Source organism: Kitasatospora sp. NPDC056327 (assembly GCF_042261735.1).
Taxonomy (GTDB): domain Bacteria; phylum Actinomycetota; class Actinomycetes; order Streptomycetales; family Streptomycetaceae; genus Kitasatospora.
Map to the genome: position 1 here is coordinate 1 of NZ_JBHJRC010000042.1, position 18,129 is coordinate 18,129.

The 18,129-nt window shown below is 75.0% G+C and carries 13 protein-coding genes; 2 read left to right on the forward strand and 11 right to left on the reverse strand.

Features of this window, described 5'->3' with window-relative positions:
• Nucleotides 1-74 precede the first annotated feature (74 nt).
• From ACFCX4_RS09145 to asnB, 7 genes are all read right to left on the reverse strand, one after another.
• On the reverse strand, nucleotides 75-1,100 hold the full coding sequence (locus ACFCX4_RS09145) for a 6-phosphofructokinase (RefSeq protein WP_376139990.1): 1,026 nt from the start codon (nucleotides 1,098-1,100) through the stop codon (nucleotides 75-77).
• A 353-nt stretch (nucleotides 1,101-1,453) separates the two neighbouring features.
• A complete protein-coding gene (locus ACFCX4_RS09150; RefSeq protein ID WP_376139991.1) occupies nucleotides 1,454-2,182 on the reverse strand; it encodes a type 1 glutamine amidotransferase in 729 nt (242 codons plus the stop codon).
• A gap of 64 nt (nucleotides 2,183-2,246) precedes the next feature.
• Nucleotides 2,247-3,509 (reverse strand): MurT ligase domain-containing protein, encoded by a 1,263-nt coding sequence (locus tag ACFCX4_RS09155; protein WP_376139992.1) that lies wholly within the window; start codon nucleotides 3,507-3,509, stop codon nucleotides 2,247-2,249.
• 423 nt (nucleotides 3,510-3,932) lie between these two features.
• Nucleotides 3,933-5,363 carry a GNAT family N-acetyltransferase gene (locus ACFCX4_RS09160; RefSeq protein WP_376139993.1) on the reverse strand — a complete coding sequence of 477 codons (1,431 nt, stop codon included), beginning with the start codon at nucleotides 5,361-5,363 and terminating at the stop codon, nucleotides 3,933-3,935.
• Between the two features lie 31 nt (nucleotides 5,364-5,394).
• Nucleotides 5,395-6,921 carry a pyridoxal phosphate-dependent decarboxylase family protein gene (locus tag ACFCX4_RS09165; RefSeq protein ID WP_376139994.1) on the reverse strand — a complete coding sequence of 509 codons (1,527 nt, stop codon included), beginning with the start codon at nucleotides 6,919-6,921 and terminating at the stop codon, nucleotides 5,395-5,397.
• 146 nt (nucleotides 6,922-7,067) lie between these two features.
• Nucleotides 7,068-8,186, reverse strand: coding sequence for a hypothetical protein (locus ACFCX4_RS09170; RefSeq protein ID WP_376139995.1), 1,119 nt, complete (start codon nucleotides 8,184-8,186; stop codon nucleotides 7,068-7,070).
• 220 nt (nucleotides 8,187-8,406) lie between these two features.
• The gene (gene asnB / locus ACFCX4_RS09175; protein ID WP_376139996.1) at nucleotides 8,407-10,257 is read right to left on the reverse strand and encodes an asparagine synthase (glutamine-hydrolyzing); all 1,851 of its coding nucleotides are present in this window, start codon (nucleotides 10,255-10,257) and stop codon (nucleotides 8,407-8,409) included.
• 201 nt (nucleotides 10,258-10,458) lie between these two features.
• Here asnB and ACFCX4_RS09180 point away from each other — a divergent pair, with 201 nt between their 5' ends.
• Both ACFCX4_RS09180 and glmS read left to right on the forward strand, forming a co-directional pair.
• Nucleotides 10,459-10,743 carry a hypothetical protein gene (locus ACFCX4_RS09180; RefSeq protein WP_376139997.1) on the forward strand — a complete coding sequence of 95 codons (285 nt, stop codon included), beginning with the start codon at nucleotides 10,459-10,461 and terminating at the stop codon, nucleotides 10,741-10,743.
• A gap of 58 nt (nucleotides 10,744-10,801) precedes the next feature.
• Nucleotides 10,802-12,628 (forward strand): glutamine--fructose-6-phosphate transaminase (isomerizing), encoded by a 1,827-nt coding sequence (gene glmS / locus ACFCX4_RS09185; RefSeq protein ID WP_376139998.1) that lies wholly within the window; start codon nucleotides 10,802-10,804, stop codon nucleotides 12,626-12,628.
• A 25-nt stretch (nucleotides 12,629-12,653) separates the two neighbouring features.
• On the opposite strand, the gene ACFCX4_RS09190 is transcribed toward glmS, so the two are convergent.
• The 4 genes from ACFCX4_RS09190 to ACFCX4_RS09205 all read right to left on the reverse strand — a co-directional run bounded on the left by ACFCX4_RS09190 (nucleotide 12,654) and on the right by ACFCX4_RS09205 (nucleotide 18,122).
• Nucleotides 12,654-14,450 (reverse strand): beta-galactosidase, encoded by a 1,797-nt coding sequence (locus ACFCX4_RS09190; protein ID WP_376139999.1) that lies wholly within the window; start codon nucleotides 14,448-14,450, stop codon nucleotides 12,654-12,656.
• Nucleotides 14,451-14,590: 140 nt separating this feature from the next.
• The gene (locus ACFCX4_RS09195) at nucleotides 14,591-16,567 is read right to left on the reverse strand and encodes an FUSC family protein (protein WP_376140000.1); all 1,977 of its coding nucleotides are present in this window, start codon (nucleotides 16,565-16,567) and stop codon (nucleotides 14,591-14,593) included.
• A 121-nt stretch (nucleotides 16,568-16,688) separates the two neighbouring features.
• On the reverse strand, nucleotides 16,689-17,063 hold the full coding sequence (locus tag ACFCX4_RS09200; RefSeq protein ID WP_376140015.1) for a MerR family transcriptional regulator: 375 nt from the start codon (nucleotides 17,061-17,063) through the stop codon (nucleotides 16,689-16,691).
• Between the two features lie 36 nt (nucleotides 17,064-17,099).
• Nucleotides 17,100-18,122, reverse strand: coding sequence for an MDR family NADP-dependent oxidoreductase (locus tag ACFCX4_RS09205; RefSeq protein ID WP_376140001.1), 1,023 nt, complete (start codon nucleotides 18,120-18,122; stop codon nucleotides 17,100-17,102).
• Nucleotides 18,123-18,129 lie beyond the last annotated feature (7 nt).

The window sequence follows — 18,129 nt, forward strand, 5'->3', positions numbered from 1 at the left end:
CCCGACACTCGCGCGTTCGGGGGGCCGGGGCACCGGTGTTCCGGGGGCCCTGGCGGGGCCCCCGGGCGGGACGGTCAGATGACCGTCTCGGCCTCCAGGTAGCGGTCGGCTGGCACGGTCTTCAGCTCGGCCACCGCCTCGCCCAGCGGGACCAGGTTGATGCTGGTGCCCTGCAGGGCGGTGATGTGCCCGAAGGCGCCCTTGTGGACGGCCTCCACGGCGTGCCAGCCGAAGCGGGTGGCGAGCACCCGGTCGTACGCGGTGGGGGTGCCGCCGCGCTGGGTGTGGCCCAGGATCACCGGGCGGGCCTCCTTGCCGAGCCGGTGCTCCAGCTCGCGGGAGAGCTGGGTGGCGATGCCGGTGAAGCGCTCGTGCCCGTAGATGTCCTTGGTGCCCTCCTCCCAGTGCATGCTGCCGGCCTCGGGCTTGGCGCCCTCGGCGCAGACCACGATGGCGAACTTCTTCTGCCGGTCGAAGCGCTCCCGGACGACGGCGGTGAGCTTCTCGATGTGGAAGGGGCGCTCCGGGACGACGATCGCGTGGGCGCCGGCCGCCATGCCCGCGTTCAGCGCGATCCAGCCGGTGTGCCGGCCCATGACCTCGACGACCATGACGCGCTGGTGGGACTCGGCGGTGGTCTTCAGCCGGTCCAGCGCCTCGGTGGCGACCGACACCGCGGTGTCGAAGCCGAAGGTCACGTCGGTGCAGGCGATGTCGTTGTCGATGGTCTTCGGCACGCCGACGATCGGCAGGCCCGCGTCGCTCATCAGCTTGGCGGCCTTCAGGGTGCCCTCGCCGCCGATCGGGATCACGGCGTCCAGGCCGAGGTCCGCGCAGTACTGCTTGGCACGCTCGACGCCGTCGCGCAGGTGGCTGGGCTGCACCCGGGAGGAACCGAGGATCGTGCCGCCCTGGGCGAGGATGCCGCTCACCGAGTCGAGGGTCAGGGGCCGGTGGTGCCCCTCCAGGAAACCGCGCCAGCCGTCCTCGAACCCGATGATCTCGTCGCCGTGGTCGACCACCCCTCGGTGGACCACGGAGCGGATCACCGCGTTCAGGCCGGGGCAGTCACCGCCGCTGGTCAGCACTCCAATACGCATTGCTTTGCAACTCCCGAGCAGAACCGAGGAACGGCCGGACTACAGGCTGGGACGACGGACCGCCACCGTAACGGCCCGGTTCCGCATCGGGGCGACGCGGAGATGACCGTCGGGTGAAGGACCGGCCGATCCGGACAGAGCATCCGGAACCGGCCGTGGAGTCGAGCATACGGCGCCTGCGTCCGGCCGGGCAGGAACCGACGCGGGGACGGCGTCGTCGACGCCCCCGCGTGGAAGTGCAGCCTGCTGCCGAGGAGGGTGTGCAGCCGGCAGCCCCATTGTCGTACGTCCCGGCCCGTCCGTTAACCCGGTGCCCGCATGGCGGGCACCCGGGCGGACGGGCCGGTGGCGTGCTACGCGGGGCGCGTCGTGGCCGCGATGCGCTCGGCGCGCAACGCGTCGTACCAGGTGGTGTCGGCCGGCGGCAGGGCGTTCACGTCCAGCGCCAGCTTGATCAGGGTGTCGGCGAGCGCGGGGTTGCGCGCCATCACCGGGCCGTGCAGGTAGGTGCCGAAGACGGTGTCCCGCCAGGCGCCCTCGGTGCCGTCGCCGGTGCCGTTGCCGTTGCCGGCGGTGACCCGGGCCAGCGGCTTGACGCCCTGGCCGAGGTGGGTCACGCCCTGGTGGTTCTCGAAGCCGGTCAGCTGCGGCAGGCCGAGCTGCGGGTCCACGTCGGCCAGCACGTCGCCGACGCAGCGGGCGCCCTCGCCGCGGGTGGTCCACACGTCGAGCAGCCCGAGGCCCGGCTCCCGCTGGCCGAGGTCGTTGACGAACTCGTGGCCGAGGATCTGGTAGCCGGCGCAGACCGCGAGGATGATCGCGCCGTTCTCGGCCGCCCGGACCAGCCCGGAGTCGTTGCGCAGCCGCTCGGCGGCCAGCCGCTGCGGACGGTCCTCGCCGCCGCCGATCAGGTAGATGTCGCCGCTGGTGGGCACCGACTGGTCGGAGCGGACGTCGATCCGGGTCACGTTGAGATGGCGCTGGCGGGCCCGGCGCTCCACGACCAGGGCGTTGCCGCGGTCGCCGTAGGTGCTGAGCAGGTCGGGGTAGACCCAGACCACGCGCAGGCTGCTCTCACTCATCCTCGAAGGCCTTCCATGACGTACGTGCGGTGGACTGCGGGTGCTGCGCGGCGCGGGTCCGGCATCAGCCGGCCACGACCTTCCGCAGCTGCTGGAAGGCGGTGTAGTTGGCGATCGCCTCGATCCGGCCGGGCGGGGCCATCCGGACGGCCTGCTCCAGCGAGTCCACGACGTGGAACTGCAGCCCGGCGACCTCCAGGCGCACCGCGAGGTCCAGCTTGCGCTGGCCCAGCACGAACACCGGGTGCCCGGCGAGGCGCTCGTAGTCGACGTCCCAGAGCCAGGAGGTGTCGGTGCCGTCCGCGTCGAGCGCGTTGACCGAGAGCACCACCGGGGTCGGCGGACCGTCGATCAGCGAGAAGGTCTCCAGCCAGCCGGCCGGGTTCTTGGCGAGCAGCAGCCGGATGTCGCGGCCCTGGTACTGGACCACGTCGTAGCGGCCGGCCACCGCGGTGACCGAGCGCATCCGCTCCAGGGCGACCTGCGGGGAGACGCCGAACACGGCGGCGACGGCGGCCGAGCTGGTGGCGTTGGCCAGGTTGGCCCGGCCGGGCAGCTGGAGCTGGATCGGCCAGGCGCCGCGCTGCGGGTCGATCACGTGGGTGCCCTGGAGCGCCCAGTGCGGGTTGGGGCGCCGGAAGCCGCACTCCTGGCAGAACCAGTCGTCGCCGGGCCGCTGCATCACACCGCCGCAGGCGGGGCAGGACCAGGCGTCCTCCTTCCACGCCTGTCCGGCGGCCACCCAGACCACCTTCTTGCAGGAGGAGGCGGCCCAGGTCACCAGCGGGTCGTCCGCGTTGGCGATCACCACGGCCTCGGTGTCCTGCAGGCCCTCGCGCCACTTCTCCGCCATCATGCGGGTCTCGGCGGCGCGGTCGAGCTGGTCGCGGGAGAGGTTGAGCAGGGCGATCGCCTTGGGACGGGTGTCCCTGGCGACGCCGGCCAGGTACTTCTCGTCGACCTCGATCACGCCGAAGCGGGCGTCCGAGCCGCCGGCCAGGGCGGAGGTGATGCCGGCCGGCATGTTGGCGCCCAGCGCGTTGGAGACGACCGGGCCGGCGGCGCGCAGCGCCTCGGCGATCAGGCGGGTGGTCGTGGTCTTGCCGTTGGTGGCGCTGACCAGGACCACGTCCAGGTGGTCGGCGAGGGTGGCGAGCAGATCGGGGTCGAGCCTCAGGGCGACCTTTCCGCCGATCACCGAGCCGCTGCCGCGTCCGGCCTTGCGGGAGACGGCCGCGGCCACCTTGCCGGCGGTCACCGCGATCTTCGCGCGCGCCGGCAGCGAGGCGTCGCGTGCGCCTGTGGGCTCCGATTCGGTGCCTGCCATGCTCAGTGGTTCCTCCTTGCTGCGGCACCGCCCGGGGACCGGACTACGGGCCGTCGGGCGGCGGGGACGGGGCCAGCCTACCGACTCCGCCACCGGGCTCGACGCCCCGGACCCCGCGCCGCCTGCTGCGACGTGCCCGGAGCGCCCGTCCGGGAGGCCCTGACGCGGGGTCGGGGTCGGCGGTGTACGGAGGGGCCGTGCACCGTCGGGGACGTGCGACCGGGGCGCGGCGGTTCCGTGCGCGCCCCGGGCCGGGCGGCGCGGGGGCCGCCCGGCCCGGGGCGGGTGGGGTTCTTGGTGAGGATGTGGTGAAGATATGACCTGATGATTACCGGACCCGTCCGGGCCGCTCACCGCTTCCGTCCGCCGTGCCCACCGCCGCCGCCGTGCCCGCCGCCTTGCTCACCGCCGCCGTCCGCCCGCTCACCGGCCCGGACGGGTCTGCCAGGGCACCGGGAGCTCCTCGGCGGCCTCCGCGAGGTGCGCGGTGATCACCGTGGTGCCGTCCTCCACCTGGTAGTCCAGCGGCGCCGCCAGCCGCCGCATGGTGGCGATCAGCCCGGTGTTGGACGACTGGGTGACCGCGTAGACGGTCTCCACCCCGGCCTCCAGCGCCAGTGCGGACATCCGGCGCATGAGGTCCAGGCCCAGCCCCCGGCGCTGCCAGGCGTCCTCGACCAGCACCGCCACCTCGGCGCTGTCGTCGTCCCACATCAGGTGCCCCAGGGCGACGATCCGGCCGTCGGAGGCCTCCACCGCCAGGGTCTGGCCGTGCCGGGCGTCCAGCAGGTGGTCCAGGTAGCGGTCGGCGTCCCGGACCGGGCCGTGGTAGCGCTTGCGCAGCGTCTCGGGGGAGCAGCGGTGGTGCATCGCCAGCGCCGCCGCCCTGTCGTCCGTCCCCGCGCGCCGCACGGTCAGGTCGGTGCCGGCCGGCAGGCTCAGCCGGGACCGGACGTCCGGCACCCGGGGGCCGAGCAGGGTGTCCAGCTCGACCAGGGCCTGCGCCCGGGCGAACTCCGTCGGTGTGAAGGGCAGCTGCGGACGGGTGAGTTCGACGAGGTCGCCGGAGGGCACCGGCAGCCGCATCACGTGGCCGTCCACCCCGGCGCCGCCGGGCGCGGCCGCGCCCGGGTACTGCCGGATGCTGCACGGGCCGAACAGCTGCCGCAGGGCGATCGGCAGTTCGGCGGCGTCCAGCGCGGTCCTGGTGGCCAGCGCCAGCACGCGGGTGGGCACGTCGACCAGGTCGTGCGCGTCGGCCGGGCCGGTCCAGATGTCGTCGCCGCCGGCCCCCGCCACCAGCGCGGTCAGCTCGGCCCGGGCCAGCGAGCGCGGCGCACGGACGAAGAACTCGTCGACGGTGCCGGCCGGCAGCGGGTGGGACTGCATCGAGACGATGTTCACCTGCCGGGCGGCGAAGGCCGTGCACACCCGGGCCAGGCTGCCGGGGGAGTCCTGCACCGTGGTGCGGACCCGCCACAGCGCGGTCTCCTCGAAGTCGTGCAGCGGCCCCTTCAGCGGTTCGGCCGCCGGGGCCCCCGCCGCCCGCGCCGCCCCCGGCGGCGCGGGTGTGTCCGGGCCCGGCGGGCCGTGCAGATGGTGGCGGTGCGACCACCAGGTGTGGAACAGCGCGGTGGCGAGCAGGGCGGTGGCGGACGCGGCGAGCACCACCGGCCCCTCCGGCCCGTGCACCACGAGCTTGGCCACCAGGTCGGCGGCGGTCACGGAGAGGAAGACGGCGGCGAGCTCCACGGCGTCGCGCCGCCATCGGTGGCCGCGGGCACCGCGCCGCTGGGCACGGGAGGGGTTCGGGGCGGGGACGGTCGGGGGCTTCGGCTGCTCCAGGTGCTCCATGCCATCAATCTGCCGCTTCGGTGTTTCACGATCACGAATCCCCCGTGACCTCACGGTTAATGTCGTCGGGCACCGCCCGGCCGGGGGCCGCCTCCCGTCCCGCTTCCTTCACTTCCTGAAGGAGGAGTTCCAGATCGGCCTCGGTGGTGGCCGGGTTGAGGAGGCAGGCGCGGAGCATCTCGCGGCCCGCCAGCCGGGCGCCGGTGACGAAGGCGCGGCCGCGGCGCTGGACGGCGGCGGGCAGTTCGCGGTTGAGGGCGTCCAGTGCCGGCCCGTCGAGACCGGGCGGGCGCAGGCGGAACGCCACGATGGACGTCTGCACCTCGGCCAGCAGCTCCAACCCGGGGTCGGCCTCGACCAGTTCGCCGAGCCGCCGGGCCAGTGCGGTGGTCCGGGCGATGTCCCGGGAGAGCCCGTCACGGCCCCGGTGGGCGATGGTGGCCCAGACCTTGAGCGCGCGGAACGGACGGGTCTGCTCGGTGCCGTACTCGGAGAACCAGCCGAGCTCGCCGGCCGCCTCGTCGCGCAGGTAGGAGGGGACCAGGCTGAAGGTCGAGCGCAGCCCCTCGGTGTCGCGGACCAGCGCGCAGCCGCAGTCGACCGGGACGCCGAGCCACTTGTGCGGGTCCAGGGCGAGCGAGTCGGCCCGGGCCATCCCGGCGTAGCGGTGCGCGATCACCGGGTCGAGCACGCCGAACGCCCCGTAGGCGCCGTCCACGTGCAGCCACAGCCGTTCCTCGGCGCAGAGGTCGGCGACCGGGTCGAAGGCGTCCACGGCGCCGGTGCCCACGGTGCCGGCCGAGGCCACCACCAGGAACGGCAGCAGACCGGCTGCCCGGTCCCGGGCGACCGCGGCCCGCAGCAGCGCGGTGTCCAGCCGCCCGTCGGGGCCGGTCTCCACGGTGCGCAGGTGCCTGCTGCCGAGCCCCAGCAGCTCGGCGGCCTTGCGGACGCAGGAGTGGGTCTCGCCGGTGACGTAGCCGACCAGCGGCGGCATCCCGGCCAGGCCGTCCTCCCGGACGTCCCACCCGGCGGCCAGCGCGGCCCGGTTGCGGGCGGCGGCCAGGCAGACGATGGTCGCCATCGACGTGCCGGAGGTGAGCAGCCCGCCGCCGGCCGGGTGCGGGAAGCCGACCAGCTCGGCGATCCAGCGGACCACGGCCCGCTCCAGGTGGACGTCCGCGTGGTCGCCGCCGGCCGAGCTGGGGTTCATCGCGGCCGCGGTCAGGGCGGCCAGCACGCCGGCCGGGGCCGGGGCGGAGTTGACCCAGCCGAAGAACCGCGGGTGTCCGTTGCCCATCGGGTACGGCAGGACGTCCCGCTCGACCGCCGCCAGCAGCTCGGCGAGCGGCCGGCCGGCCGCGGGCAGCGGGGCGTCCAGCAGGGTGCGCCGCGCGGTGTCGTCCATCGGCTGCCAGACCGGGCGGCCGGTCAGCCCGGCGAGGTGGTCTGCGGCCAGGTCGGCGGCGGTGTGCGCGGCGGCGCGGAAGTCGTCCGGGCCGGGCCGGACGTCGGCGCCGGGCCGGCCGGTGGTGCTGCGGAAGCCCTCGGAGGTCATGCGGCGGCTCCAGGTGGTGCGGGGCCGGTGGCGCGGCGTCCTCGGCGCACCCGGTCGTCGCGATCCTACGGAAACGGGCCCGCGCCGTGCGGCGCGGGCCCGACAGGTGGGACGGGGGAACGGGACGGATGGACGGGGCGGGGCGCTCAGTCCAGCGAGGCGGACAGGCCGCCCGCCGAGCGGCAGTAGCCCTGCATCTCCTTGTCGGTGAACTTGGCGCACAGCCGGCCGGACGCCCCGCCGTCCGTGTAGTTGACCGTGTAGTAGCTGACCAGGCCCTCGGCGCAGGCCTTGCGCTGCCAGCCGTCGGCGGCGGTGGCGCACTGCTGGGCGGCCCAGTCCTCGCGGTCCAGGTTGTACTTCATGGTGCGCGAGCCGACGCCCCGGGAGCAGTCCACCGCCCCGCCGGAGGCCTTGCCGGCCAGGCACCACTTCAGGGCCTCGGCGTACACCTCGGGGTGGTTCGGGTAGTCGTGCGAGGAGAGGTAGAAGGTCGGCGCGTAGAAGAAGCAGGCGGACTGGAACAGCGCCGGCTGCTCCTTGCACGGGTAGAGCGGGTCCTGGGCGAGCTTGTCGGCCGGGAGGTTGGCCTTCGCCTTCTCGTCCTCCTCGTCCGGGCCGAACAGCTGCATGAACAGGCCCTCGGAGCAGCGGATCCGGTTCTGGTCGCCGGTGAACCTGTTGCACAGCTCGCGGGCCTTGGCGACGTCCTGCTTGGCGACGAACATCGTGCCGTGCCCGACGCCGTGGATGCACGGGCCGCTGTTCTTCGGCGCGCACAGCTTGACCAGGTCGGTCTCCGGCTGGGCGGAGGCGTTGAGCATCTCCTCGACCGCGCCGTGCAGGTAGCCCGCCGCACAGGTCTCGTGGGGGAAGGAGATGACCTTCTGGAAGTCGGCGGCGAACCGCTTGACCGCCGCGTGCCCGAGCTCGTGGGCGATCGGGTGGCAGAACCGGACGGTGTAGGGCAGCTGCTTGGTGATCCGGTCGAGGTCGGCCAGGGCGACGCCGGGGTCGGTGGCCTCCATCTCGGACATCAGCTTGTTGCGCAGCGTCGAGCGGGTCCACACCGCCGGGTCCCCGGTGGGGGTGGCGCTCGCGGCCGGCTGCGCCGCCGCGCCGGGTGCGGTGCCCGCGGCGCCGGGGGCCGCCGGGCCGGCCGCCGCCGTGACCGGCTCGGGCGTCCAGTCGGTGACGGCCACCGACCCCAGGCCCAGCACCCCGAGCAGCAGGGCGGTGAGGATCGCGAAGGCTCGCGGTTGCATGACGGAGATCCCCCGGCGGATCGAGGCGGACGGGACCCTTCCCATCCTGACGGCACGGGCTGCGGATTCCGTGTTTTCGACCGCCATTCGGGAGGTGTCGGCGACGCTACCGCACGTCGCGCCCGGTCGGCGAAGCGGGCCGACGGACGGTCACGGGGCGGGCACCGTACCCCGGACGGCGCAGTGGCCGAGCCGTCGGGCACCGGGCCGGCCGCGCCGCTCAGAGCTCCAGGGACACCTGGTACTCCGTCAGCCAGGCGTCGAGGTCCAGGGCCAGGTCGGCGGCGAGCCGGACCGACTGCGGGTCGGTGTCCGGGGCGAGCGCGTCGGCCAGCCGCCGGCTGTCCAGCAGGGGGAGCGCGGGGGAGGAGGAACCGGCGGCGAGCACCGCGAGCTCACCGCGCAGCAGCTCCGGGTAGTGCGGGTCCTGGACGATCGGGTAGGGGCTCTTCACCCGGTCGGCGATCACGTCCGGCAGCACGTCCCGGACGGCGGCGCGCAGCAGGCTCTTCTCCCGGCCGTCGAAGTACTTCATCGACCACGGCGTGTTGAACACGTACTGCACCAGCCGGTGGTCGCAGAACGGCACCCGGACCTCCAGCCCCGCGGCCATGCTCATCCGGTCCTTGCGGTCCAGCAGGATGCTGACGAACCGGGTCAGGTTGAGGTACGTCACCTCGCGCATCCGCCGTTCCAGCGGGTCGGCGTCCGGCAGGTGCGGGACCTCGGTGAGCGCGGCCCGGTAGTGGGCCTGCCGGTAGCCGGCCAGGTCGAGCTTGCCGAGCAGTTCCCGGTCCAGCAGCTGTTCGCGCGGGCCGTTGCCGGTGCCGCCCATGCCGCTCAGCACGGCGGCCCACGGGAAGTCCTCGGCGTTGACGGCCTTCGGGTCGTGGAACCAGCGGTAGCCGCCGAACAGCTCGTCCGCGGACTCGCCGGACAGCGCCACGGTGGAGCGCTCGCGGACCCCGCGGAAGAGCAGCAGCAGCGAGGTGTCCATGTCGCCGACGCCGCCGGGCAGGTCCCGGGCGCGCAGGGTGGCCAGGCGCTGCGCCGGATCGCCGAGGGCGGCGCTGTCCAGCTCGATCACCCGGTGGTCGGCGCCGACGTGGCGGGCGAGCAGCCGCGCGTACGGGCCGTCCGGGGTGGTGCGGACGGCGTCCGGGGCGAAGTGCTCGGACTGCCCGGCGAAGTCGACCGCGAAGGAGGGGAGCGGGCCGGCCCCGGCCGCGCGCAGCGTCCGGGCGGCCAGGGCGGTGACGGCGCTGGAGTCCAGGCCCCCGGAGAGCAGGGAGCAGAGCGGGACGTCGGCGTCCAGCTGGCGGTGGACGATGTCCTCCAGCAGGGCCCGCACGGTGCCGATCGTGGTGGCGAGGTCCTGGGTGTGCTCGCGCGCCTCCAGCGCCCAGTAGCGCCGTGCCGAGAGGCCCTGGCGCCGGATCCGCACCACGTGGCCGGGGCGGACCTCGGAGATCCCCCGGTACGGGGTGACGCCCGGGGTGGGGGCCATCGCGAGCAGCTCGCGCAGTCCGTCGAGGTCGACGACCGGGCGCACCGCGGGGTGGGCGAGCAGGGACTTGGGTTCGGAGCCGAAGACCACGCCGTCCGGGGTCGGGTGGTAGTGCAGCGGTTTGACGCCCATCCGGTCGCGGACGAGCAGCAGTTCCTCGGTGCGGGTGTCCCAGATGGCGAAGGCGAACATGCCGTTGAGCCGCTCGGCCAGGTGTTCGCCCCACTCCAGGTAGGCGCGCAGGATCACCTCGGTGTCGCTGCGGGTGCGGAAGCGGTGCCCGGCCGCGGTCAGCTCGGCGCGCAGCTCGCGGTGGTTGTAGACCTCGCCGCAGTAGGAGAGGGTGGCCAGCCGCCGGCCGTCGTGCTCGACGGTCATCGGCTGGACGCCGCCTTCGAGGTCGATCACGGCGAGCCGCCGGTGGCCGAGCGCGGCGTGCGGTTCGAGGTGGACGCCGCCGGCGTCCGGTCCGCGGCAGAGCTGGGTGGCCGTCATGCTGTCGAGCACGGCACGCTCGACGGTCAGGTCACGGTCGTACGCGACCCATCCGGTGATCCCGCACATCAGCAAGCCTCCGGTTCTTCCGACACTCTTCCGACGCTCCCGTTCCCCCCGGACCCGCCGGTGTGTGAGCGGGTCATTACGCTACGTGGTCACTCGTGTCCCTACAAGACCGCCTGTTCTGCGCCGGATGCTGCAAGATCCTGCCCGATTTCGGGCAGGATCTTTGATCTTTACCCAGCGTGACGCCTAGGCTCCTCACTTGTGTCCAGCTCGACCGGTTCCTCGCACCCTCACGACGACCTGCTCGCCCACCTCACCCGGACCAGCCCGCTCGGGCCCCGGGAGGCGGCGCGGGTGGTGGCGGAGGTGCTGGCCTACTTCTCGGAGACCACCGAGGAGTACGTCCGCCGCCGTCACGGCGAGCTGCAGGCGCGCGGCCTGACCAACGAGAAGATCTTCGCCCGGCTCGCCGAGGAGCTGCCGGCCCGTCGCGTCGCGGCCCCCGGGCTCTCGGCCCGCCAGCTGCGCCGGATCGTCTACGGCTGACCCCGCGCCCCCGGCGGGCGTCCGCCGGCCCCGTCATCACGGAACCAAGGAGTCCACCATGTGCGGAATCGTGGCCTACGTCGGCCCCAAGGACGCGACCCCCTTCCTGCTGGAGGGCCTGGCCCGGCTGGAGTACCGCGGCTACGACTCGGCCGGCGTCGCCGTCACCGGGCGCACCGGCGGCCTCAAGGTCCGCAAGGTCAAGGGCCGGGTCGCCGACCTCGCCGCCGACGTCCCCGCCCGCTTCAAGGGCACCACCGGCATCGGCCACACCCGCTGGGCCACCCACGGCGTCCCCAGCGACGCCAACGCCCACCCGCACCTGGACGGAACCGAGCGCATCGCCGTCGTCCACAACGGCATCATCGAGAACGCCGACGAGCTGCGGCTGCGCCTGACCGTCGACGGCGCGGTGTTCCGCTCCGAGACCGACAGCGAGGTGCTCGCCCACCTGATCGCCGCCCACTGCGGCGAGGGCGTCGAGCTGGAGGACGCCGTGCGCGCCGCCCTCGGCAAGGTCGTCGGCACCTACGGCCTCGCCGTCCTCGACGCCGGGCAGCCGGACCGGGTCGTGGTCGCCCGCAACGGCAGCCCGATCGTGCTCGGCATCGGCGAGAAGGAGATGTTCGCCGCCTCCGACGTCTCCGCCCTGGTCCGCTACACCCGCCAGGTCGTCCACCTGGAGGACGGCGAGCTGGCCACCGTGCGGGCCGACGGCTTCCGCACCTCCACCGAGGACGCCCGCACCACCCACCGCCGGCCGTCCACCGTCGACTGGGAGATGGACTCCTACGACACCGGCGGCTACGACCACTTCCTGCTCAAGGAGATCCACGAGCAGCCCGGCTCGGTCGAGCGCACCCTCAGCGGCCGGCTCGACGAGCGCTTCGCCACCGCCCACCTCGGCGGCCTCAACCTGGACGCCCGCGAGCTGCGCGAGATCCGCCGGGTCAAGATCCTCGGCTGCGGCTCCGCCCACTACGCCGGCGAGATGGGCGCCCAGCTCATCGAGGAGCTGGCCCGGATCCCCGCGCACAGCGAGCCCGCCTCCGAGTTCCGCTACCGCAACCCGGTCGTCGAGGCCGACACCCTCTACATCGCGGTCAGCCAGTCCGGCGAGACCTACGACACGCTCGCCGCCGTCCAGGAGGTCAAGCGCAAGGGCGGCCGGGTGCTCGGCGTCGTCAACACCGTGGGCAGCGCCATCGCCCGCGAGTGCGACGGCGGCATCTACCTGCACGCCGGGCCGGAGATCTCGGTCGCCTCCACCAAGGCGTTCACCTCGACGGTCGTCGCCTTCGCCCTGCTCGCCCTGCACCTCGGCCGGATCCACGACCTCTCGCCCGCCGACGGCCGCCGGATCGTCTCCGCCCTCAAGGCCCTGCCCGGGCAGATCCGCGAGGTGCTCGCCCAGAGCGACGCCATCGCCGAGCTCGCCGCCGGGTACGCCGACTCCGCCGGGATGATGTTCATCGGCCGGGTCCGCGGCTACCCGGTCGCCCGGGAGGGCGCGCAGAAGCTCAAGGAGATCTCCTACGTGCACGCCGAGGCGTACCCGGCGAGCGAGCTGAAGCACGGTCCGCTGGCCCTGATCAGCGCCGACCTGCCGACCGTCGCCCTCGTCCCGGACGACGAGCTGCTCGACAAGAACCTCACCACCCTCGGCGAGATCAAGGCCCGCTCCGGCCGGATCGTCGCGATCGCCCACCGGCGCCCCGACGCCAGGCTCGCCGACCACTGCGTCCTGGTGCCGAAGAGCGAGCCGGAGCTGGACCCGCTGCTCCTCAACATCCCGCTCCAGCTGCTCGCCTACCACGCCGCGGTGGCCCTGAAGCGGGACGTCGACAAGCCCCGCAACCTCGCCAAGAGCGTCACCGTCGAGTAGGCCGCCGGGCGGGCCCGGCCCGGTGTCAGTAGTCGGCGCTGGGCGCGCGGGTGGTGGGGCCGAGGTCGGGCTCGTCGCGGAGCTCCAGCGCCTCGCCGTGGCGGTCGAGTTCGAGGACGACGAGGGTGTTGCGGCCCGCCCGCCACAGCGGGCCCGGGGCGTACAGGGTGCGCTGCGGGCCCTCGTCGGTGTGCCGGCCGAGCAGGAAGCCGTTCAGCCAGAGCAGGCCCCGGCCCCAGCCCGGCAGGGCGACGAAGGCGTCGGCCGGCGCGTCGAGGTCGGTCTCGAACCGGTGGAAGACGGGGTCGCCGCCGGCCGCGGGAACGGTTCCGTCGAAGGCGAGGCCGGTGAGGTCCGTGAGCGGGAGCGGGCGGATCTCCCAGCCGAGCAGCCGCTGGCGCTCGTGCGAGACGCCGCGCCGGATGCCCTTGCGGTCGTCCAGCTGGGGGCCGTAGTTGGCGCGGCCGAGGGCCTCGACCAGGATGTCCAGGGTGACGCCGGCCGGGCCGGTGGCCAGCGGCAGCGTCGCGCCGGGCGCGTTGCGGTCCAGGACGCCGAGCGGGCGGCCGTCGGCGAAGACCAGGGCGCGGTCGCCGAGGCCGTCGATCCGCAGCGGCAGTTCGGGGCGCGGCCCGGGGACGCGGGTGCGGTAGTGGATGAGGCCGAGCGACTGGCCGACCCGCTCCATCGGCTCGGTGGCCGGCCGGCGCAGGGGCGCCGACAACGCGTCCAGGGAGTCCAGCAGCCGGGCCCGGCCGGTGGCCCGTTCGAGCCGGCGGGGGGACAGCCGGGGCGGCAGCGGCGGGAGTTCGGTGTCGGGCAGCGGGAGGTGCTTGCCGATGACGGCCCGCAGCGCGTGGAACTTCTCGGTGAGCTCGCCCGCCTCGCCGATCGGCGCGTCGTAGTCGTAGCTGGTCACGGTCGGTTCGTGGCCGGGGGTGTCGGGGCCGGTGCCCGAGTGGTTGGCGCCGGCCCAGAAGCCGAAGTTGGTGCCGCCGTGCGCCATGTAGAGGTTGACCGAGGCGCCGGTGGCGAGCAGTTCGTCCAGTGACCCGGCGGTCTCCGCGGCGTCCCGGACGTGGTGCGGCCCGCCGGTCCGGTCGAACCAGCCGATCCAGAACTCCATCGCCGCGAGCGGCCCCCGGGGCTGCTGCCGGCGCAGCACCTCGAAGCGTTCGGGGGCGCGGGAGCCGAAGGTGGCGGTGGCCAGCAGGCCGGGGATCGCGCCGCCCTGCTGCATGAAGTCCTCGGAGCCGTCGATGGTGAACAGCAGGCAGTCGACGCCGCGCGCGGTCAGGCCGTCGCGCAGGTGCGCCAGGTAGGCGGCGTCGTTGCCGTAGCTGCCGTACTCGTTCTCCACCTGCACGGCCACCACCGGGCCGCCCCGGCTGCCCAGCAGCGGCAGCAGTTCGGGGACCAGGGCGTCGAACCAGCCGTCCACCTCGGCGAGGAAGGCGGGGTCGGAGCTGCGCAGCCGGATCCCGTCGGTGGCGAGCAGCCGGGCCGGCAGGCCGCCGGCCTCCCATTCGGCGCAGATGTACGGGCCGGGGCGCAGGATGACGTCGAGGCCGTGCTCCCGGGCGAGCCGGGCGAACCGGGCGACGTCCCGCCAGCCGGTGAAGTCGGTCCCGCCGCCCGGCAGCTCGTGGAAGTTCCAGGGGACGTAGGTGTCCACCGTGTTGACGCCCAGGGCGCGCAGACGGCGCAGCCGGTCGTCCCACAGCTCCGGGTGGACCCGGAAGTAGTGCAGCGCACCGGAGACGATGCGGTGCGGGGCGCCGTTGCGGCGGAAGCCGCTGTCGTCGAAGTCGAGCTCGATCATGCGGACCAGCTTTCGGTGGTGACGATGGCGGCGCGGACCGCCGGGGGCCGGGCCCGGCGGCCGGGATCCGGGCCGCGTCCCAGGGACGAACGGGCGGTGCGGGCCGATCGTGCCCTCCCGGGAGGGTGTCCGGCGCGGCGTCAGCCCAGGACCGGGGAGGCGATCGCGCAGGCGGCCCGGACCTCGCGGCGCAGCGGGCCGAGCACCTCGGAGGCGCCGTCGGGCTCCGCCGCGGGGTCGGGCGGCGGGGTGCCCGACCGCAGTGCCCCGGCCAGCGCGGCCAGGTCGGCGGCGATCGCGGACACCTCCTCCGGCGGCGGTGCGGGCACCCCGTGCTCGACCCGGACCCTGGTCGCGGTGGTCGCCTCCACCACCCGTTCCACCGCGATCACCAGCGGCCACCAGGCGGCGGCCCTGGTCCCCACCGGCGGCGGCTCGGTGAGGGCGCGCTGGAACTCGGAGCGCACCGTCGACAGGTCGCGGTAGAGGCGGCGACGGCGGCGCGGGCGGGTCGGCTGGTCGGCGCCGGGGCCGGCGGCGAAGGCCAGCGTCACGTAGGCGGAGGTGTCCGCGACCGCGTCGGCCAGCCGGTCGCCGATCCGGGTGTGCCAGGACTCCGGCCAGCACAGGTAGCCGGCCAGCAGGGCGATCCCGCAGCCGATCAGCGAGTCGTACAGCCGCGGCACCACCAGCCCGAAGCCCTGGTGGTTCAGCAGGTCGGAGAGCAGCAGGATCACCGGTGTGATGGCGGCGGTCTGGAACGCGTACCCCTTCGCCGAGAACGCCGGGATCAGCGCGGCCAGTACCGCGACGGTCGGCACGTCCCACCAGCCGCGCGGCACCTCGGCGAGCACCGGCATGGCGATCAGCAGGCCGAGCGCGGTGCCGAAGGCGCGCAGCACGGCGCGCGAGAACACCGAGCCGAAGTCCGGCTTCAGCACGAAGGTGACGGTCAGCGCGACCCAGTACGAGCGGGGCACCGGCAGCACCGAGACCAGCACCTGGGCCAGGCCGATGCAGAGCGCCAGCCGCAGGCCGTAGCGCCAGGACGCGCCGGACAGCAGGGCCGCCCGGGCGGCGCGCCGGGCCCGCTTGCCGGGGGCGGCGGGGGCGCCGAGCCGGTCCGGGACGCCGCCGTCCGCCCGGCCGTGCTCGGCGCAGACGGCGGCCGCGTAGCGCAGGGCCCGGTCCAGCGCCCGCTCCGAGGGGCCGGTCGGCGCGGGCAGGCCGAGCGCGGCGGCCGGGTCGGCGGCGGCCCCGGGGGCGGCCCGGCCCTGCTCGACGGCGTCGGCGAGGATCAGCACGGCCGCCGGGTAGGCCTCCGGCACCGGGCCGGAGCGGGCCGGGCGCAGCTTGGCGGCGGAGGCCGCCTCGACGACCGGGATCAGGGCGTTCAGCTGGGCGATCAGCAGGGCCAGCCCGTGGGAGCGGCCGTGCCGGCGGGTGCGGTGGGCGAGCAGCAGGTCGTAGGAGGCGTTCAGCGACTGGGTGACGGCCTGGCGCCGGTCGTCGTGCTCCGGGGTGCCGGCGGCGCGCACGAAGGCGGCGACCGTCCGGTAGGTGGCGGCGGTCGCCGTCCGTTCCGGCACCCCGGAGCGCAGCGGCCAGGCGACCAGGGTGAGCAGCAGCACCACCGCCCCGCCGGCCATCAGCAGCAGCGGGGCCGTCCACCACGGCCGCGGCATCGGCAGGCCGGCCCCGACGACGGCGTTGAGCAGGAGCAGCAGGCCGGAGACGGAGGCGACCGAGCCGATCGAGGAGATCATCCCGGAGACCAGCGCGACCAGGGTGAGCACGGCGACGGCGGTCCAGTCGCGGCCGAAGACCAGGGTGCCGAGGGCGACGCCCGCGGCACCGAACAGCTGCGGCACGGCGATGTTGAAGAAGCGCATCCGGTAGGCGTCGGCGGTGTCGCCGATGACGGCGGACAGCGCGCCCATCGACACCAGCGCCCCGTACGCCGGCTTCCCGGCCGCGAACGCGACGGCGAGCGGCGCCGACAGGGCCACGGCGGCCCGGGCCACCGCGGCCCACGGCACCGGCGCGGGCCGCGGCCGCAGCCCGGCGGTCAGCCATGTGGGGGGTGCGAGCCGGCCGTTCTGCGCGTGCTGTGCCATGCGGTCAACCTACGGCGCCCACCCGCGCGGCCCCGGGCGCGGCACGCGCGCGGGGAACCGTCCGGGCGCGACGGCGAACAGGCCGCCGGCCCACTGGTTGCGGCACGCGCGCGGGGAACCGTCAGCCGCTCCCGGTGTGCCGGGCCAGGCCCTCCCGCAGCCGGGTCAGCCGGGCGATCTCCGCGTCCAGGGCGGCGAGCCGCTGCGCGATCACCGGGGCGAAGGTGTCCGGCCCGGACTCGTTCCCGGCGGCACAGCTGCGCGGCGGGTCCTCGGCGAGCAGGCCCAGCCGGTGCGAGCGGCTGGCGAGGTCCTCGACGGTCAGCCCCAGGGCCAGCAGCGCCCGGATCACCCGCACCCGGGTCACCGTTTCCGGCTCGTACTCGCGCTGGCCGGAGGCGGTCCGGGCGGGCGGCGGCAGCAGCCCCCGCTGTTCGTAGAAGCGCAGCGCCCTGGGTGTGGTGCCCGCGGCCGCCGCCGCGTCGCCGATCCTCATCCGTCCCGCCATCCGCCCTCCCGGAGCGCGTCCCCGCTACAGTTCGACGACCGTGGCGCCGAAGACGTCACCGCCGATCAGCCGGGACAACGCTCCGGGGGCGCTTTCGATGCCCGTCAGCACCGTGCGGGGGACGGTGAGTTCACCACCGCGCAGCCAGCCGCCGAGGCGCTCGCGCCACTCCGGGTCCAGCCCCTCGTAGCGCTGCGCGGCGATGCCGTGCACCGAGACGTCGCGGACCACCAGCCGGAAGCTGTCCACCACGGCCGGCGCGCTCGCCCCGCGCCGGGCCGGGTCCAGCTGCCCGGCGAGCGCCCCGATCAGCGCGAACCGGGCACCCTGACGGGCGGCGTCGACGGCCGCCGTCAGCTGCTCGCCGCCGACCATGTCCACCAGGACGTCGATGCCGTCCGGGGCCGCCGCCGCCAGCTGCTCCGCGAACGGGCCCGCCCCGCGCACCAGGACGGCGTCGTAGCCCAGCTCCCCGGTCAGCCGTGCCGCCTTCGCCGCCGAGCCGGTGGTGCCGATCACCCGCGCCGCCCCGAGCAGCCGGGCCAGCTGCCCGGCCACCGTGCCGACCGCCCCCGCCGCCCCGGTGACCAGCACGACGTCCCCCTCCCGGACCGCGGCCGCCCGGGTCAGCGAGCCGTAGGCCGCGAGCCCGGGGGAGAGCAGCGCGACCGGGTCGGGGAAACCGTCGGCCACCCGGGTGAACGCCCCGGCCCCGGCCACGGCGTGCTCCCGCCAGCCGATGAGGTGGGTCACCAGGTCGCCGGGGCGCAGCGGTCCGCCCGCCGGTGCGGCCAGCACCTCGCCGAGGGCCGGCCCGAACAGCGCGTCGCCCGGCCGGACGGGCGGCAGCACGGCACTCTCCAGCTCGCCGCCGATGAGGCTGCGCAGACCGGGGAAGACCACGAAGGCCCGGTTGCGGACGAGCACTTCGTCCGGGCCGGGCGCGGCCAGCGGGGTCTCGGCCACGGTGAAGTGCCCGGGGCCGGGCAGCCCGTCCGGCGTGCTGACGAGCCGGACCTCGCGGGTGGTGGCGGGGAAGGACGACATGGGCGGG

Coding starts and splice junctions, on each gene's coding strand:
- ACFCX4_RS09145 (WP_376139990.1), bottom strand. CDS start 1,100: ATGCGTATTGGAGTGCTGACCAGCGGCGGTGACTGCCCCGGCCTGAAC.
- ACFCX4_RS09150 (WP_376139991.1), bottom strand. CDS start 2,182: ATGAGTGAGAGCAGCCTGCGCGTGGTCTGGGTCTACCCCGACCTGCTC.
- ACFCX4_RS09155 (WP_376139992.1), bottom strand. CDS start 3,509: ATGGCAGGCACCGAATCGGAGCCCACAGGCGCACGCGACGCCTCGCTG.
- ACFCX4_RS09160 (WP_376139993.1), bottom strand. CDS start 5,363: ATGGAGCACCTGGAGCAGCCGAAGCCCCCGACCGTCCCCGCCCCGAAC.
- ACFCX4_RS09165 (WP_376139994.1), bottom strand. CDS start 6,921: ATGACCTCCGAGGGCTTCCGCAGCACCACCGGCCGGCCCGGCGCCGAC.
- ACFCX4_RS09170 (WP_376139995.1), bottom strand. CDS start 8,186: ATGCAACCGCGAGCCTTCGCGATCCTCACCGCCCTGCTGCTCGGGGTG.
- asnB (WP_376139996.1), bottom strand. CDS start 10,257: ATGTGCGGGATCACCGGATGGGTCGCGTACGACCGTGACCTGACCGTC.
- glmS (WP_376139998.1), top strand. CDS start 10,802: ATGTGCGGAATCGTGGCCTACGTCGGCCCCAAGGACGCGACCCCCTTC.
- ACFCX4_RS09190 (WP_376139999.1), bottom strand. CDS start 14,450: ATGATCGAGCTCGACTTCGACGACAGCGGCTTCCGCCGCAACGGCGCC.
- ACFCX4_RS09195 (WP_376140000.1), bottom strand. CDS start 16,567: ATGGCACAGCACGCGCAGAACGGCCGGCTCGCACCCCCCACATGGCTG.
- ACFCX4_RS09200 (WP_376140015.1), bottom strand. CDS start 17,063: ATGAGGATCGGCGACGCGGCGGCGGCCGCGGGCACCACACCCAGGGCG.
- ACFCX4_RS09205 (WP_376140001.1), bottom strand. CDS start 18,122: ATGTCGTCCTTCCCCGCCACCACCCGCGAGGTCCGGCTCGTCAGCACG.